Annotated in this window: 15 protein-coding genes; 7 read left to right on the top strand and 8 right to left on the bottom strand. The window is 55.5% G+C overall.

Going from position 1 to position 17,516, the window contains the following annotated elements; genetic code table 11:
- Positions 1–19 precede the first annotated feature (19 nt).
- From lldR to dld, 3 genes are read left to right on the top strand one after another with little or no spacing between them, the layout of a single operon-like run.
- Positions 20–799, top strand: a complete 780-nt coding sequence (gene lldR, locus RSQ48_RS02220) for a transcriptional regulator LldR (protein ID WP_059318533.1) — start codon at positions 20–22, stop codon at positions 797–799.
- Entirely contained in the window at positions 796–1,935 is a 1,140-nt protein-coding gene (gene lldD, locus RSQ48_RS02215; RefSeq protein ID WP_003804027.1) for an FMN-dependent L-lactate dehydrogenase LldD, read from the top strand. Before lldR ends, lldD begins: the two co-directional genes overlap by 4 nt.
- A gap of 2 nt (positions 1,936–1,937) precedes the next feature.
- Positions 1,938–3,659 (top strand): D-lactate dehydrogenase, encoded by a 1,722-nt coding sequence (gene dld / locus RSQ48_RS02210; protein ID WP_059318532.1) that lies wholly within the window; start codon positions 1,938–1,940, stop codon positions 3,657–3,659.
- Positions 3,660–3,794: 135 nt separating this feature from the next.
- Here the strand turns inward: dld and RSQ48_RS02205 are convergent, their stop codons facing one another.
- The 4 genes from RSQ48_RS02205 to chrA all read right to left on the bottom strand — a co-directional run bounded on the left by RSQ48_RS02205 (position 3,795) and on the right by chrA (position 8,168).
- Positions 3,795–4,346: a GNAT family N-acetyltransferase gene (locus tag RSQ48_RS02205; RefSeq protein WP_415302111.1), complete on the bottom strand. Its 552-nt coding sequence runs from the start codon at positions 4,344–4,346 to the stop codon at positions 3,795–3,797.
- Positions 4,347–4,466: 120 nt separating this feature from the next.
- Positions 4,467–5,468 carry a 2Fe-2S iron-sulfur cluster-binding protein gene (locus RSQ48_RS02200; protein ID WP_131071245.1) on the bottom strand — a complete coding sequence of 334 codons (1,002 nt, stop codon included), beginning with the start codon at positions 5,466–5,468 and terminating at the stop codon, positions 4,467–4,469.
- A gap of 762 nt (positions 5,469–6,230) precedes the next feature.
- Positions 6,231–6,752 carry a ferritin-like domain-containing protein gene (locus RSQ48_RS02195; RefSeq protein WP_415302110.1) on the bottom strand — a complete coding sequence of 174 codons (522 nt, stop codon included), beginning with the start codon at positions 6,750–6,752 and terminating at the stop codon, positions 6,231–6,233.
- A gap of 189 nt (positions 6,753–6,941) precedes the next feature.
- Positions 6,942–8,168 (bottom strand): chromate efflux transporter, encoded by a 1,227-nt coding sequence (gene chrA / locus RSQ48_RS02190; protein WP_415302109.1) that lies wholly within the window; start codon positions 8,166–8,168, stop codon positions 6,942–6,944.
- 951 nt (positions 8,169–9,119) lie between these two features.
- Here chrA and RSQ48_RS02185 point away from each other — a divergent pair.
- Complete coding sequence (locus tag RSQ48_RS02185) at positions 9,120–11,111, top strand: ATP-binding protein (protein WP_415302108.1); 1,992 nt, start codon at positions 9,120–9,122, stop codon at positions 11,109–11,111.
- A gap of 243 nt (positions 11,112–11,354) precedes the next feature.
- Here RSQ48_RS02185 and RSQ48_RS02180 read toward each other — a convergent pair whose 3' ends face one another.
- Both RSQ48_RS02180 and RSQ48_RS02175 read right to left on the bottom strand, forming a co-directional pair.
- Positions 11,355–11,588 (bottom strand): HigA family addiction module antitoxin, encoded by a 234-nt coding sequence (locus RSQ48_RS02180; RefSeq protein ID WP_415302107.1) that lies wholly within the window; start codon positions 11,586–11,588, stop codon positions 11,355–11,357.
- A 23-nt stretch (positions 11,589–11,611) separates the two neighbouring features.
- Positions 11,612–12,559, bottom strand: a complete 948-nt coding sequence (locus RSQ48_RS02175) for a helix-turn-helix domain-containing protein (protein ID WP_415302106.1) — start codon at positions 12,557–12,559, stop codon at positions 11,612–11,614.
- A 56-nt stretch (positions 12,560–12,615) separates the two neighbouring features.
- Between RSQ48_RS02175 and RSQ48_RS02170 the strand changes: the two genes are divergently transcribed.
- From RSQ48_RS02170 to RSQ48_RS02160, 3 genes are read left to right on the top strand one after another with little or no spacing between them, the layout of a single operon-like run.
- Positions 12,616–12,939, top strand: coding sequence for a hypothetical protein (locus tag RSQ48_RS02170; protein ID WP_415302105.1), 324 nt, complete (start codon positions 12,616–12,618; stop codon positions 12,937–12,939).
- The gene (locus RSQ48_RS02165; RefSeq protein WP_415302104.1) at positions 12,936–13,568 is read left to right on the top strand and encodes a hypothetical protein; all 633 of its coding nucleotides are present in this window, start codon (positions 12,936–12,938) and stop codon (positions 13,566–13,568) included. The genes RSQ48_RS02170 and RSQ48_RS02165 overlap by 4 nt, the downstream gene beginning before the upstream one ends.
- Positions 13,565–13,888, top strand: coding sequence for a TraK family protein (locus RSQ48_RS02160; RefSeq protein ID WP_415302103.1), 324 nt, complete (start codon positions 13,565–13,567; stop codon positions 13,886–13,888). The genes RSQ48_RS02165 and RSQ48_RS02160 overlap by 4 nt, the downstream gene beginning before the upstream one ends.
- A 910-nt stretch (positions 13,889–14,798) precedes the next feature.
- On the opposite strand, the gene RSQ48_RS02155 is transcribed toward RSQ48_RS02160, so the two are convergent.
- Both RSQ48_RS02155 and RSQ48_RS02150 read right to left on the bottom strand, forming a co-directional pair.
- The gene (locus tag RSQ48_RS02155) at positions 14,799–16,223 is read right to left on the bottom strand and encodes an SIR2 family protein (RefSeq protein ID WP_415302102.1); all 1,425 of its coding nucleotides are present in this window, start codon (positions 16,221–16,223) and stop codon (positions 14,799–14,801) included.
- 112 nt (positions 16,224–16,335) lie between these two features.
- Positions 16,336–17,424: a site-specific integrase gene (locus tag RSQ48_RS02150; protein ID WP_415302101.1), complete on the bottom strand. Its 1,089-nt coding sequence runs from the start codon at positions 17,422–17,424 to the stop codon at positions 16,336–16,338.
- Between the last annotated feature and the right edge of the window lie 92 nt (positions 17,425–17,516).

Below are 17,516 nucleotides of genomic sequence, written 5' to 3'. Positions count from 1 at the left end.
TTTCGGTACCTCAAGAACTATGCGCCTCTCTGATCACGTTGCCCAACAATTGCTGGCGCTCATTCAGTCCAGCGATTTCAAAGCGGGGCAACGTTTGCCCGCCGAACGCACGTTGGCAGCCCAATTGAACGTATCTCGCGCCTCCTTGCGCGAGGCCATTCAGCAACTGACCAGCCAAGGCATTTTGCGCAGTCAGGTCGGATCAGGTACTTACCTGACCTCTCAAACGCCGCAGTGGACCCAGCGTTCGGTGGACCCGCTGGCCGCCTTGATGCTGTCCGATCCGCAATACCGATACGACGTACTGGAAGCCCGTATCGCACTGGAGAGCAGCACGACCTGGCACGCTGCCTTGCGCGCCTCGCCCGAGGACAAGAGCAAGATCCTGCAATGTTTTGAGCAGATGATCCGCTACCAGCAAAGCGGCGATACCGATCTGTCGGCCCGGGCCGATGCCCAATTCCATCTGGCCGTCGCCGAAGCCTCGCACAATCTGGTTCTGGTTCAGGTCATGCGCGGACTGTTCGATCTGGTGCTGAGCAGCGTGACACAAAACCGCGACATCATCATGTTCGTCCATGACAGTCCCGAAACACTCACCCACCTGACCGCCCAGCACGAAGCCCTGGTCAAGGCCATTATCGATGGCGACGCGGCCCATGCGCGCCATGTCGTGAACGAACATCTAGGCTACGTACGCAACACGCTTCTTCAGGCGGACGAAAACCTCGCCCGCCGCGAACGTGCCGCGCGCTTGCAGACCTCTCCCTCCGTCTTACCCGACCCCATCTTGCCATGATTATTTCCTCCTCGACCGACTACCGGCGTGCCGCCCAAAAACGGCTGCCTCCCTTTTTGTTCCACTACATCGATGGCGGCGCCTATGCCGAGCACACCCTGCGCCGCAATGTGGACGATCTGGCGGAGGTCGCCCTACGCCAGCGCGTCCTCAAAGACATGAGCCAGCTGGACACCAGCATTGATCTGTTTGGCGAAAAATTGTCCATGCCGGTGGCTCTGTCTCCGGTCGGACTGACGGGTATGTACGCACGCCGGGGAGAAGTTCAGGCTGCCCGGGCCGCCGATGCACGCGGTATTCCCTTTACCATGTCCAGCGTATCCGTGTGCCCGATCGAAGAAGTGGCGCCTCGTCTTAGCCGACCCATGTGGTTTCAGCTCTACGTGCTGAAAGACCGTGGCTTCATGCGCAATGCACTGGAACGCGCCCAGGCTGCCGGTTGCAGCACCTTGGTCTTTACCGTGGATATGCCCGTACCCGGCGCGCGCTACCGTGACGCACACTCGGGCATGAGCGGCCCCAACGCCGCCCTGCGCCGCTACGCTCAGGCCGTCATGCATCCGCGCTGGGCCTGGGATGTAGGTTTGCTGGGTCGTCCGCACGATTTGGGCAATATCTCGCGCTACCTGGGCAAACCCACGGGCCTGGAAGACTATATGGGTTACTTGGGCGCCAACTTTGACCCGTCCATCTCCTGGAAGGACCTGGAGTGGATCCGTGAATTCTGGAAAGGCCCCATGCTGATCAAAGGCATCCTGGACCCGGATGATGCCCGCGACGCCGTGCGCTTTGGAGCGGATGGGATCATCGTCTCGAACCACGGTGGCCGCCAGCTTGACGGCGTCCTGTCCTCGGCCCGCGCCCTGCCGGCCATTGCCGATGCTGTCAAAGGCCAGATCAAGATTCTGGCGGACTCCGGTATCCGCAGTGGTCTGGACGTAGTGCGCATGATTGCCCTGGGTGCCGATGCCGCCATGCTGGGACGCGCCTACATCTATGCACTGGCCGCCGCCGGACAATCCGGCGTCGACCACCTGCTGGGCCTGATTGAAAAAGAAATCCGCGTCGCCATGACGCTGACCAGCGTCAGCAGCATCTCTCAGATCACCTCCGAGCTGCTTGTCCGGGAGCCTTGATAATGACCGCTTCCTCCATCCGCACGGATCTGCTGCAGCAACTGCGCTCTATTGTCGGCCAGGCACACGTCCTGACCGACGATCGCAGCACGCGCCGCTATCGCAAGGGCCACCGCACAGGTGAAGGCAAGGTACTGGCCGTGGTTCGGCCCGGAACGCTGCTGGAGCAGTGGCGCAGCCTGCAAGCAGCCGTCGCCGCGGACTGCATCGTGATCATGCAGGCGGCCAACACGGGCCTGACCGGGGGCTCCACCCCCGACGGCGACGACTACGACCGCGACATCGTGCTGATGAACACCATGCGCCTGCAAGGTATACAGGTCATTAACGATGGCGAACAGGTTGTCTGCCTGCCCGGCGCCACGCTGGATCGTCTGGAACAGACACTGGCCCCCCTGGGGCGCGAGCCCCATTCGGTCATTGGTTCCTCCTGTATCGGCGCCTCTGTGCTGGGCGGGGTCTGCAACAACTCCGGCGGTGCCTTGGTACGCCGTGGACCCGCCTACACGGAATTGACCCTGTACGCCCAAGTGCGGGACGATGGCAGTCTGCAACTGGTCAATCACCTGGGTATCCATCTGGGCGACACGCCCGAAGAAATCCTGAGCCGCCTGGAACAGGGCAACTACCGTGCTGCCGACATCCTCAACGATCCGCAACGCAAGGCCAGCGATCCCCGTTACGCCGACGACGTACGCGACGTGGATGCCCAAACTCCTGCCCGTTTCAATGCTGACCCCTCCCGCCTGTACGAAGCCTCGGGCTCAGCGGGCAAGCTGTGCATTTTTGCCGTGCGTCTGGATACCTTTCCCAAAGAAGCCAGTACGGTGTTCTACATTGGCACCAATGAGCCGGATGAGCTGACGGCTGTCCGCCGACACCTGCTGACCCAGTTGCCACGCCTGCCCATTGCGGGCGAATACATCCATCGCACCGCTTACGATATTGGTGAGCAGTACGGTAAAGATACGTTCCTGCTCATCGACCGCTTTGGGACTGCCAAAGTGCCCTCCGCCTTTGCGATGAAAAGTCGTATCGACGGCTTTTTTGAACGCTTTGGCTGGCGCGGCGTCACCGATCGTGTGATTCAGGCTGTCATGAATCGTCTGCCCAGTCACCTGCCCGCACGGATGCGGCAATGGCGTGACCGTTTCGAGCATCATCTGCTGCTACGCGTCTCCAACGACACCGCCCAGGCCACCCGCGATTATCTACAGCAACAATTTGGCGACAGCACGCAGGGCGCGTATTTTGAGTGTGATGCCGAAGAAGGCCGCAAAGCCTTTTTGCACCGCTTTGCGATCGCCGGTGCCGCCATCCGCTACCGCGAATCCCATCCCAACAGCGTGGAGGACATTGTGGCGCTGGATATTGCCTTGCGCCGCAACGACCGGGAATGGGTAGAGCAACTGCCCGACGATATGGAGAAAGATATCGTCCACAAACTCTATTACGGTCATTTCCTGTGCCACGTGTTCCATCAGGACTACATCATCAAAAAAGGCGTGGCGCCTCTGGAGATGGAACACCGTATGTGGAAACTACTGGATGAGCGTCAGGCTGAATACCCAGCCGAGCACAATGTGGGCCACCTGTACGTCGCCAAACCTGCACTGGCGGGTTTCTACCGCGAACTGGACCCTACCAACACGTTCAACCCCGGTATCGGTCATACGTCGCGCCGTAAATGGTGGAGTGCATGCTGCGCCGGCAAACACGACTAAATGCCCGCTTCTGGAAGGCCTCACTCCCACGGGACGTGGCGCTATAGTCAGCACACGCGTTCGTGCTGCTTATAACGTGGTTATCTGAAGGAGTGTGCCGGGGCTTGATGGCGGGGGTCGCGCCGTCGAGCTCCGTCAGGTAGCCAGATGGCAAAGCAGGTGGATATCCTCGGGGTCCAGCGCAAACAAACGTGGGTCCGGCTCGGGTGCGATCACAAAGCCCTGCGCCCTATAAAAGTCCACGGTATTGACTGAAGGCGTGGCCGAGACATAGACCGCCTTCGCCCCCCACAGGATCGCCTGTTTCTTGGCGTGATCCAACAAGCAGGCCCCCATGCCTTGCCCACGCAGCGCCTGGCTGACATGCAGGAAGAAAAGCTGACGCCAATCGCCTTGCGGGCCCAGAGGCAAACGGTCCAAACCCACCGCGGCCACCAGACGGTCATCCTTGAAGACCCCCATAAACCAGGCACCGCGATGAAAGGCCTCCTCGTGTTCCGGATGGTATTTCTCGGGATCGCCTTCTGGCCAGCCACGCAGATCTATCACCACCTCTTGTTTGTGCAGCACGCCTTCGCGCCATTCATACAAGGCCTCAATTTGCTCGCTGCGATCAATGGACCACACCCAATTCAATTCGGTTTCACTCAAGGGGCGCAGCGTCAGGCCAGCAAGCACAAAGGACATGATGATCGGTTTGAAAAATACGGTTTTACAACAGTGAAGGTTAAGCCCAGGCTTGAATCATAGCGTTCCTCCCTCCTCTTGCGAGACGGAACGCCATGCTCGGGTTCACACGCAAATCTCCTAGGGGGTCACATAGATTTGCGCATGCAGATCCTGAATCTTCAGGCCACGCTTGAGCGCCATGCCAATGGTAGCGTCGACCAGCGTCGGGGAGCCCGCCACATAGACCTTCCAACCCCGCAAATCCGCTTGTTCACTGCCTGCAATATCGGTCACCAGGCCCCGACTACAGTGTGCGACCGGTATCCCCGAGACGACCGGTGTGAAAAGCAGCGTGGGATAGTCGCGCGCCAAGGCTCGGAACTCCTCAAGCCCGTACAAATCCCGCCCTTCACGGACACCAAAATACACATGAATCGCCTGGCTCATGCCACTGGCCAGCGCTGTCTCCACAATCGATTTAATGGGAGCCAGACCTGCTCCCCCTGCGATACATAGCATGGGCCCACCATGCCCCTCACGCAAATACGACGTTCCCTTGGGCAATTCCAGCGTCACCCGCTCGCCAGGCTCAAGCACGGTATGCACATACGCAGAGGCCACCCCGCCGGGGACACGACGGATATGAAACTCCAGCTCCGCCTCCCCCGGTCGATTAGCCATGCAGTAACTACGCGCTGGCGCCTGCCCGAACTTGATATCAGCATATTGACCGGCAAAAAACATCAGGGGCTGCTCGTCGGCCAGACGAATGCGAACACGCCGTATATCGTGGGTCAACGCCTCCAGCGTGACGACTGTGCCCTCGACCTGACGCAGGGGGACCTGTCCCCGGACGTCATCGGTCCCTATCCAGTCCAGCGTGACATCGCTGCGTGGGATGGCCCGGCAAGCCAGAATCAAGCCGCGCGCGCTTTGAGCTTCCGTCAGGGCAAAACGGGAGTAATCCAGCAGGTCCACCTGTCCCTGCACCAAACGGGTCTTGCAGCCACCGCAGCGGCCCTGACGACAGCCGTAGGGATAGACGATCCCGTTCTCCAACGCTGCCTGCAGAATGTTTTGCCCTTCCTGAGCGTCAAACTGCATGCCGGTCTGGCGGATGATAATGGTTTTGCTGCTCATTGCTGCCCTTTCAAGTAGGGCCGCACAGGCCCTGCATAGCGGTCAACTCCAGCCCCTTTCTTGGCACCACAGAAAGGTCTGACTGTCTCATCGTTGTATGTGACATGACACTTTCCCGGAAGTTTGCACGCAAACCCGGCAATATGCCTGTTTTTTCAAGAGATTATTTCACGCCAAGGCTTACTTGGGGCGGCGAAACAAGGCCCGCCAACCGACACGCCAGGCCACAGCGGCACAGTGAAGGCCCCAGCATTTCGCCTTATCTGTGCAGCCACGGCTTGGAATGTCACCCTGCCCCTTGCCCTACAGCCCCCCTAGGCTGCGTTTATCCAGTCAAGGGCTAGCCGGGAATCTCAGTCGGGGTTCTTGGGCCCGTGGCGCTTGGGCAAAATGGCAGGGGTATCATCTTTTGGTTTGAACCAGTTGGGGCTAGGGTCAGGCTTTGGCTTGGGAGAGCCGTCAAACTGGGTCGCCTTCTGATCACCCGTTTTGCTTGGTGTCCTGTCCTGACTCTGCTTATTTACTTCTTTCAAATCTTCCTGCACCCGCCTTGCAATATCCGCTTGAGATTCACGGCTGGGTTCTGGGGCCTCGGGTTGCGTTGGCAATGCCCGGCGATCTTGGCGTGATGTATTCATATAAGCCTCCAACAATCAGGTTTTGCAGGCAAATTCAGGCAAGCAGCGTATCTATGGCAAATTTGCATCACCCCCGCCCAGCCAGACCAGCAAACCGGGCGCCGCTCGCCTCCTTTGTCGTGTGTCAACGCTTTGCCTGGGGGTGGCCCTCATCGGCCCGAGCCAGAAAGACCCGTACCAACTCAGGGGAATGCACTTCCAGCCAATGGGCCATGGCACGTTCCTGCTCCAGAATCTGTTGGCAAACGGCGGCCGTCTCGACGTCCCCCAAATAGTCAGCCGCTTCCTTGATCTGGCTGTAGGCGGCAATTTCAAGACTCTCAAAGGCAAAACTGAACATGCAGCCCTTGACCACCTCGTCAGACGCAAACATCCCCGAAAACCCCTGAAAGGTTGCCATGACCTTGCCGCCCAGATCCTTGAGCAGGGATGTGTCACCACCGCGCCGCTCAATGCACTGACGCACCAAGCTCTGCTGAGTCCGGGTTTCTTCAATATGCTGCTGAATGCGCTGATGCAGTTCGGGATAATGCTCGACACGCGAGAGCATGCTGTTCAACATTGTTTCAGCTTGTTCTTCCATCGCATGCGCGTCCCGCAGCCAGTCCATTAAATGTTTGCTTGCGCGTGAGTGAGTGCTGTCCATGAGATCCTCCAGTCGGTTTAGCCTGTCGCAACGGCGACAAGCGATGGATACCTAGCACAAAGCGTTCCCAAACCGCGAAATTGTTGTCCCTGCTCTCAGAACAAGACTGACCGCAGGGCGACTTTTAGCCCGTTCGGCCCGCCCGAGGCGGGTGTGAAGCAAGCTTGCCGCGACCCCAGTTAAGCTCTATCAGAACACGGCCAGCAACGATGCCCCCAGCCCCGCCAGAAGCACAACCAGGGCGGGCGGCACACGCCCTACTGTCAGCAAACCAAACAAGAGTAAAGCCAGCCCAAAATCCGCCCGAGTATGAATGGCACTGGTCCACACCGGGTCATACAGAGCCACGCCCAAAATGCCCACTACACCCGCATTCACCCCGGCCATCGCCGTGCGAATCCCCGCCCTGTGTCGCAAACCCTGCCAAAAAGGCAAGACCCCGATCAGAATCAGCGAGGCCGGAACAAAAATAACCCCCAACAAGACCAGCCCGCCCAGCCACCCGTGCAAGGGGCCTTGAGCCATCGCGCCGATATAAGCCGCAAAGGTAAACAATGGCCCTGGAACTGCTTGGGCAGCGCCATACCCCACCATCAAATCGGCATTACTGACGAGCCCACTGGGTACGACCGCAGCCTGCAGCAAAGGCAACACCACGTGCCCACCACCAAACACCAAAGCCCCGGAACGGTACACCCCTTCCAGTAGTTGCGCCGTGGACGAAGCACTGACTGCTGCCCACACCGGTAAAACCATCAACAGACCCGCAAAGAGCACCAACGCCGCCGTCCCGACCGTACGTGACACTGGATACGAATGGGCCTGCATAGCACCGGCCTGCACAGAATCCAGCCTCCACCAGGCCAACAAGCCCGTGACCGCAATCGCCAGCACCTGTCCGAACGCAGAAGGCAGCAAGAGACTGAGCAAAGCGGCCAGAATCGCCAACCCCGCCCTGCCCCGATCAGGACATAAGGAACGGGCCATACCCAGCACCGCCTGAGCCACAATGGCCACCGCTACAATTTTGAGCCCATGAACCCACGGGGACTGCGCGATCCCCTGCTGCCCGGCCAAACCCAAGGCGAACAGAATCAAGGCAATCGCGGACGGCAAGGTAAACCCCGTCCAGGCAGCCAGCAAACCCATCCAGCCAGCCCGCCCCAAGCCAATCGCCATCCCCACCTGACTGCTGGCCGGACCCGGCAGAAACTGACACAAGGCCACCAGATCAGAGTAGCTGCGATCGTCCAGCCAGCGCCGGCGCTCGACGAACTCCGCACGGAAATACCCAAGATGGGCAATAGGGCCGCCGAACGAAGTCAGGCCTAATTTCAGGAAGGCCCAGAACACCTCCAGAGCGGAGCCATTCCCAGACTCCAATGACGCCTGTCGCGGCGGAATCCAACGGTTCATTGCAGCTTTATTCTCCTGTCACGACCGGCCATGCGCTGAGTCCAAATAAGAGGAAGGGCTAAAGAGACACACGAGAATTGCCAGTCTTAAGCAGTAAACCCTGTGACGCTAAAGACCACTAGTGTACGAGTTCCTGGTTCATTGAGATGAGAAGGCCAGCATAAGAAATAACCGAAACCGTATCACCCCAACCCACTGCTCTTTTTTTAAAGATTATTACTTTTTCACAGAGCCGGCCTGGAAGGGGGAGATCGCTGAGGGGGGGGGTTAACTCAGGGGGTAAGGAAACTAACTGCCGGGAGGGAGGGGATGGGTGTTTGTTTAGGCGGGGGATTTTGAGTCGGTGATTTAAGGTGCTGGTCTAGGGAAGTGGTACGAAACCGAGCGTAGCTTGGGGTAGTGGAAAGTAGTTTTAAATCATTTGCTTATCGTATTTTAGCGAAATCGGCAGGAACTGATGTGTGTACTTGTACTGTACCGAAGTGTGGGTTCGGTACAGCCAGGGTATAGGTCAACTAGCGTTTGTGGTAGCTGTGGTGTGGCGGAACGACGGCTTTCGACCCAAAGTAGTAGTCGTAATACGGTTGGGACCTGTGTTTTTACCTACTATGGAGGAAAGAGCGTGTTATGACGGTTCGTTAGCAGCGTCAGTACGACGCTCACGGCCTCTTTCATCGGCGCGTATCTGTGCAGCATTTCGATCTGGTAAAGAGCTCGTGCCGGCGTTGTTGTCGTTGTTTGACATGACGCACGATGCCCTGGATACAATTACTAATTACTAGCTACCTTTCCCGGCAAAACTTTTGAACGGCAAGTCAGTGTTGTCAATCACGACTGGACGCTGCTGATCAACGAATTGGCTTTCATCGTCGCGGCGATCGAGGCTAGTGAGCAGAATGCTGAACTCGACCGCTTCTCGTGCGGATGAAATGACCAACTCAGGGATTTAACATGGCGATTCGACAAATCTCAGGAAAGACGGAGATTAACGGGGAGGGGATCAAAAAGCATTTTCGGACCACAGATCCGTGGCGCGCAATTGCCGAGCTGGCATGGAACGGCTTCGATGCCAAGGCGTCCAATGTCGACGTGTGGGTTGAGGAAGGGGCGATGGGTAGTGCGGTGCGAGTGGCAGTTGCCGATGACGGCGAAGGCATCCAGCTCGAAACGCATAGCGAAACGTTTGGTCGATTCAACGACTCCAGTAAGAAGGATGACGTAACGATGCATGGTTCACATGGACGTGGCAGGCTGTCTTTTCACAGACTCGCCGAACGGGCCATTTGGTGGACGAATGCAGTCGGGTCGGGGCCCGCTCGGATCGAGGTGAACGGTGCGGCGCTCACGAACTATGAGGGCCGGTCAGTGGAGCCGTCCGCATTTCTTGGAGGGTTGGATGCAGGTAAGACTGGAACAACGGTGGAACTGCTTAACCTACATACAGGATTGCCGACCACTGGGGTACTTCACAATCTACTCTCTGTGGAGTTCGGCTGGTTTCTCGCGCTTAACCCTGCGAAGAGGCTCCGCCTTAATGGTGATGAAGTGGTGGTGCCGTCGCACGACCTAATTCAGCAAAAACTCTCTCTTGACGACTATGAGTTCGACGTGTCGGTCCTTCGTTGGGAGCAAAAGCCAGGCTCTGAGAAGTCCTATGTTTACCTCTTGAACTCTTCTGGCAAGACAGTCGATAAGAAACTGAGTACCTTCAATCACAAGGGAAGCTTTCATACCAGCATCTACGTCGGTTCAAAGTGGGTTGACACTTTCAAACCGAGCGGAGGGGATCTGGATAGCCCAGACGCCACAGGCTTTGAGTCCGAGATATGGCGAAAAGTGGCGCGTGAACTTAACAAGATTACCAAGTCTGTGTATGAGGACTTTCTACGGAGACAGGCCGAGCGAGAGATTGAAGGCTACGTCGCCGATGGCGTTTTTCCGAGCTATGCGGGCTTGACAGAGGACTATAAGAAGTGGCGGTTCGAGAACACTAAGAATATCTTACGAGCCATCTACACCGCTGATCCGACGGCATTGAAGTCGCTCAAGAAGAGCCAGAAGAAGATTGTCGTGCGACTCCTTGACAAGCTGGCGGTATCTAATGAGAACGACGCTATCTTCGAGGTGCTTAACAGCGTGCTGGAGCTCGACGACGCTTCGACTAAATTGTTCGCCAAGCAACTCAAGAGCGTGACGCTGCAAAGCATCGTTTCAGCGATTGAAGTCCTCCGCCATAGACACGAGGTGGCCGACAAGCTGCGGACTCTGATGAACGACCACTATTTGGACACGCTTGAGACGCCAGATTTGCAGGGCATCATCGAGGCCAACACATGGCTGTTCGGTAGTTCTTACGAGACTCTGGGAGCTGAGGAGGACACGTTCACCAAAATAGCCAAGTCGCTTCGCGACGCAGTCAAGGGGATCAACGACATCGCTTTAGACGATTTAGAAGAGAATGAGGCTAGAGCCATCGAGGGTGCGAACAAGCAGACAGATTTGTTCCTCGCCCGCAAGGTTCTGCATCACGATTCGATGGGCCGCAAGATTTATCGTTGTATCGTGGTGGAAATCAAGAGACCAAGTATCGCGCTTAACTACAAGCATCTCCAACAGCTCGATGGCTACGCGCAGCTCATCAAGAAACATGCAGAGTTTGGCAGCGACGCGATGCACTTCGAACTCATTCTGATCGGACGCAAGATATCCGTGACGGATACGGAGATTCGCAGCCGCATGCAAGGTCAGGTCGCGAAGGGATTGCCTGGTCTAGTCAGCGACGACGAGCGCATGAAGCGTTTCGTACTCAACTGGTATACGTTGCTGGATAACTTCCTGTTAACAAACCAAACGATGATTGACGCACTTACATTAAAGCGCGATTCGTTCTCCGAGTCTTCAGGGCCAGAACTCATTGCCGACATGCAGAAAAAGACCGTCTAATGACGGGAGTCATTCGCCGAGATGGGTGCCTCGTGCCAGACGGACGCAATCGCGAGACATCGCAGCCATAAGCGATTCAAGGGGCCTGGTGTCTAGCTTAGGTCGCTCCCTTAATCCTGGTTGCTACCGATATCTAGTGGTTACTCAATCGAAATACGGGTTCGGCTGCTTCTGGCCGGCCACGAAAATTTGTTCAGTTTTATAGCGGTTATAAATTAGGCGTGACTCGTGAGTTTTGGGTTTCTAAGGCCGTGCATCAAACGCTTTCTGTAATGCCAACCACATCCGCTCAGTGCCATGCCCTTGCCTCGCAAGCCCAGCAGCAAGTTCCTGAGTGACAGCGCGCTGCCCCGCGATAACCACAGCCAATACCTCTGGCTGTACACCAAACAGCCCCGCAGCCGTTTCTAAATCCAGCCCCAGCGGCTCCATGACGTCCATCTTGATAAGCTCGCCAGGATGTACTTTGGGTGGCATGTGGGTTTCTCCTTCTCACCGATTCAAACATGCTTGAGTGCTTTGTGCACCGCTTGGCGGCTGACGCCGAAGTGTTCGGCGATGTTTTTTCTTGGTGTACCTTGCGCGGCCATGCGGCGCATTGCATCGGCTCGTGTTTCGTCGGGTACTCGCGCCAATCCGTACGCTTGCATGCGGACTTCCCATTCATCGGGGGTGTGAGTCCAGGGCGTTTGCTTGCGTCTCATCAGTCCCCACTGTCGTTTTACCTCATCTTGAAATCGTTGCCGATAGCGATGGTCTACGCGATAGCGTGAAGTGGGATCGGAGGGGTTATGGTCGGCACAAAAACGGCTGCTAAAACGTATTATTTCGGCCAGCGGCGCACGCGTGCCTGTGGATTTTTTCTTTGCCTTTTCTTCTACCACGGCACGCATGGAGTGCTTCCAGCATAACTCGCAAAAGGGATAGTCGGATGACTGACGGCGGCCATAGTTGACGGCTTGGGAGGCTCTTTCTTTGGGCACGCCAACGGATATTCGAGGTTTGCGTGACAGGACAAAAAAGCCCACTTCGCACAACGTATCCAGTAAGGCATGTAGGCCAGGATGAAACTCAGCCTTGAAGGCGCGTTGCAAGGCTCGTATGTTTTTGCTGAGCCGTTCGAGTCGCACCCTTTCTCCACGTTCGCAGCCCAGCTCTAGCCAACGCGAGAACGAGTGGCCCAACAGGTTGGGCAGCTTCAATGCTTGCAATGCCTCTGCGACCGGAGCGTCCATATGCACACGCACCAGGCTCCAGATCGAGTAGCGGCGTAAAGCCGTGGTGTATGAGGGCGTGCAGGCTTGTTCGAAACGATGCACAGCGGCCGCGACGACGCTTGGGCAACCTTCCCACACGATGATTTTTGTAGTCTCTTTTGGTGTCATGTCTTTTCGATGTGGCGCCACCCGACGTTCGTCAACCTTACTGTCATATTGTAGGTCTTTCAAGGCCGGTGCTTACGCGTAACTTCTATACCTATCGAACTACACCGAAAGGATTCAGAATGAACAATGCGTACAGCCAGCAAGCTTTGGAAAACAATCTGCATCAAAAGTACGGGCCGCTGCTCAGCTTGCAGCAGTTGGCCGAGCTGTTGCACCGTAGTGCTGACGGTTTGCGGGTCGCGTTGCGGACTTCGCAGCCGTATGCGCTGAGAATCTGCGAGGCCCGCGTGAAGATCGGACGGCGGGTGTATTTCCGCACAACGGATATCGCGTCCTACCTTTGCCACGCAGAAGACCCTCAGACGGCTTCTAGCGCGTTAACGCAGCGACAGGTGGGTAAAGGGGTGCGCACGGGCCTGGAGGCTCCTGGAGCGGCTGTATGAGTGCGGTGGATACCCGGGCAGTACCATGCAACCTGCTGGCATGGCCCGCGATCAGTAATTTGTTGCCGGATCAGAAGCTCATTGGTGCCTATCTTTTCTTTTCGCCAGATGCCAGTGCTTGCGGCTGCTACTTCCTGCCACGCCCTCGGGCGGCGGCGGACCTGTCTTTGCCGGTTGCCGTGCTGGAGGAAGCACTGTGCGAGTTTGAGCGCCGCAAACTCGTCGCACTCGATAATGAAACCGGGGAGATTTTTGTGCTGTCTTGGCCCCGCTGGTTGAACTTCAGTACTCCCAGCGCGAGGGGAGCCCTGTGGACATCTTTAGACCGCATAAAGAGCCGTAAGTTATCCACAATTGCAAAAAGTGCTTATAAATCAATACCCCGACCGGGGGAGGGGGTGGGGGTGGGGGTGGTATTTCCTTTTACAAAGGAAATAGGCCAAACGCTGCCGCCAGGTTGGTGGGAAAGCGATGAGGGGGTTATGGCGGCAGGGCGTTTACTCAAACTCAATGCCCTGCCCGGGGAGAGCATGGGGGCTTTTAAGGCGCGTATCCGTGCTGAGGTAGATCGACAGCACCAAAAAAAGAGCGATCGACAGCATCGCGGACCTGATCGAGACATGAAATGAGCAAACAGCATCGCGGAGTCGCTCGTGTGGCTTTTCTCGCTCGTCAGGAGGAGATACGCCGCCTGTTTGATGCGGGGCATACCTTGGCTGCCATCTACGACGCGCACAGCGACGTTCTAAACGTCATGAGCTACAGCCAGTTCACGCGTTACGTCGCACGGTATGTCAGGGGTCAGGAAAACCGTTTGCAGGGCTCTGAGGGCCATTTAAAGGCCTTGGTGAGGCCTTCATCATCCAGCCCTACATCCCGGAGTAATGAAAAGAGCGTAGCACCCGTGTTAGCGCATCGCCCAAACAAAATTCGTGATGATCTCATCTGACGTCGGTTGGTAAAGGCAAGCAAATGCGATTCAAGGCAACTTCACGCGACTGAATGCAATTCAGCGGGATTCTATGCATAACAACGCGATTCAAGGCGTCAATGGTTTTGCATCGCGTTTCATCGCGTGTTTTCGCGTGAGTAGAGATGGCAAGATGTGTGTTGTAGTCATACAGCGCTATGCGCTTTCTGGCTACAACACCAGCCTTATTCGCCTGAGACTCAACGGAATCTTGCTCTGCGAGGCCTGCGGTTGCTGCCGCAACAGGTAGTCGCAAGCCCAAGTGGGCTGGCCCCTAATGTACGGATATTTTTCTGATTATCAGCAGCGTTGAACTGATGCGAGGGGCGATGGCTTGATTCTCAGGCGTTTCTGACCCGCCTTCGGCGCTGCTTTCCGTACATTGGGGACTATGGCACGGTGCTATGTCTGTGGGGTGCTGCGCGGTTCAAGAAAACGTGTTGGATTATCTTCGCTAGAGTTCGGTTGATTTCTGAACTCTTTGTTTTTAATGGGTATTTTTTGCGAATTGTTTGATTTTGACTGGGCCCTGATGCTACATTCTCGCCGTGTGCCCGAGTGGTGAAATTGGTAGACGCAGGGGACTCAGATCAATTTGAGCCCTCAAGGGGAAACCCATGAGGTGAAGCCCGTCAAACTCGGCGAAGGCCCTGGATTATGATCCGAGCTAATACCGAGCCAAGCCTGGTGATTGAACGCCAGGAAGGTGTAGAGAGTAGACGGCGGGCACCTACGGCTGAAAGGCTAAGGTGAAGGCGTGCTCCAGACCACGAACGTTGCTTGTAGAGCGACGGCGGCGAAAGCCGAAGTGGTAAGAAAATCCCCCGTCGCAAGGCGTGCCAGTTCGATTCTGGCCTCGGGCACCAATTAATTTTTCTTTTGAGAAACGTTATTTTTTCTTGGGAGTGACAGTTTTAGCCTTTGTTTTTTGTGATGGTTGAGCTGAAATTACGCTTTCAGGGATTTCGCAGGGAATTCCTTCGTGTACTTTTTTTAATAGAGATACGGCTGCATCTGAGTATTTTCTTGTTCGACTATTCGCAGCTTGACCGGTTTTTATATCTACATGATAAATGTTGTCAAATCCCTTCATGTTGAAACCGGTTTCAGATTGTATTTGAGCTATCAATTTGTTGGCGTAATACCAGTGCGAAACGCCAATGCGTTCTGCTAGTTGGCTGGCCGTGTATGGATGGTTGGCATTGGCAGTGCTTGGATCGCCAAGGTTAGTTACGCCGAACAACTTGCCGAATTCCTCCCCATTTGATATTGCATTTTCTAGCGCTTCATAATTCACCTGAATATTCTTGGTTGGAATATCTGTTCGTATCAGGTTGTGCATTCTGTGGGCTAGGGATCTAAGTGCCTTCAGGTCAACTCGTTCCATTGTTCCTCCGGCTCCAAAGGCTTCGTAAATCCATTCAAAACTATCTGCAGAAATACTTTTTATTCGTACGTTGATGTTTTCGCCAACGTCTAATACATATTCCTTGGCAGGCATCGAACTCTTAGTTATCGAACCATCCCACTGTAATATATACATATTTGGTATCAAGCCGGATGTGTGCGAAAACATACGGCTCATATCATAGAGAATATTCTTTATGTTCTGATCTGTGGCGCTATAGCCAATGAAAAGCAGCGGGTGCTCTGCAAAATATGTTAATAACTTTGCGCTTAAGTATTTTTTGTCAGCGTTGAATGAATCGTAGTCTTCGCTAGTTATTATTATTGATTCTGGTTTAGTGACTGATCCATGAATCTTAAAAATTTCACCGACTACGAGTGATGAGTGCCGGAATACGCTTTGGCCTACCACAACTTCATATTGCGGAAATATTGATTCTAATAAGGAATCATAGTTTGTTGTTATTACTGCATGTGGGCCTAATTTTCTAAGGGATGTAAGTTCTGCTCTTAAGGCTGGGTTTTTTTCGTTAATCTGCAACGATTCTAATATTTTCGCAGCCTTATGCTTTATGTATGCATTTCTAGGAATGGAGGCTTGAAAAAGGTTGTCGGGGAATTTTTTTCTACCCTCCTTGCTCCAGGCCCATTCAAAATACTCCTCTGCGAAATGTGATCCAACTTTGGTAAGGTCGCCACCATATTTTTGCTTGAAATAAGCAAAGTCTCTTTCGATTTTTGGGCATTCATTGGCAAGTAGTGTTAATAGATCTTCCCAATTCGGTCCATTTGCATATCGCAGTGAAAATCCGCTGCCAATGAATAAAATTGGCTGGCACTGTAATCGTTGCAAGGTTTCAGCGATATCGGCTTTGATTTCGGCTTGGTATTGTGCATAGTCTGGCATTTGCCCCTCCTGTCAGCCTATTGAACCACATTGCAGATAGGCCAGAGCGATCGTAGTGCTAACCGTTGCTATGGTGCTGTCGAACAGTGCAAGAGAGGGAGGACTGGCCGTGCTAAAACTCGCTTGTATGCTGGTCTATATCTAGCTTATCCAACTTCCCTACTAAATCCTCCGCCCGCAAGTGCGTATACCGCTTCAGCATTTGCATACTTTTATGCCCGCTGATCGCCGCGACTTCCTGATCGGATAATCCCGCTTCTACCAACCGACTCACCGCTTCATGCCTCAAGTCATGAAACCGGAAGTCCGTCAGCCCCACCTCTTTCTTCGCATCCGTCCACGCCTTGTCGAATAGATACGGCCGTCGCACGCCATCGCGCCCCGGTTCACCAAAGAACACCAGATCGGTTTCAGGCGGTCGAGTGGGGTTATCCATGGCAGCCTGAAACGCCGCTGTCGCCGCTTTGGTGAGCGGTACGGTGCGTGGCGATGAGTTCTTGGTGATATCCAGGCGCACGACGCGTTTTTGCAGGTCTACTTGGCCCAGGCGCAGGCCACCGATCTCGGAGAGCCGCATACCGGTTTCCAGGGCGATGCGCACGATCCAGCTGAACATCGGGTTGGAGTAGGCATCGACGGCTGCTAGCAGCCGTTTGTTTTCTGCGGGAGTCAGCCGACGATTGCGGCCTGCGCCGGGAGCCGGGCGACGAATCTGCGATACGGGATTGAAGGGCAGGCCCAAGCCCCATTCTTTGATGGCGATGGTGAATAGGTGGCTGAGTAGCGCCAGCTCCAGGCGCACGGTGTTGTTGCTGCGCGGTACCAGCTTGCCGTTTTCGTCGGGATCGCCTGCCAGTCGGATGTCGCGGTACTGCGCGACGATATCGGCGCTGAGGGCAGCGAGCGAGTATTTGCCGAGGTGCTTGAGCAGCGGCTGGGCTTTTTTAATTTCGGACGCCCGTGTGGATTCGCGTTTGGTGGGCGTGACTTCGCGCAGGTAGCGTGTCAGGGCGGACCCAAGCGTCATGCGCTCGCCAGGGGCGCGCTGAATGTAGACGCCGCGCACCATTTCGTCTTCGGTGCGACGCGCCCAGTCTTCGGCGTCACGTTTGGTGCGAAATGTTTTGGACGAGGTTGGCCAGCCGGTCTTGCGAATGACGGCTTTCCAGGTACCAGAGGGGGTCTTAACGATAGTAGCCATGTGTGTGCAGAAGCTCCGGAAGTACGCTCGGCGCTTCGCCACTGTCCCGAAACTGTACCTGGCTCACAAAATTGGAAAATCCCCTAGTGCTA

Source organism: Alcaligenes sp. SJTW-7 (assembly GCF_047716895.1).
In the GTDB taxonomy this organism is placed as follows: Bacteria; Pseudomonadota; Gammaproteobacteria; order Burkholderiales; family Burkholderiaceae_B; genus Alcaligenes; species Alcaligenes ammonioxydans.
This window is presented reverse-complemented; position numbering and strand designations above follow the sequence as displayed.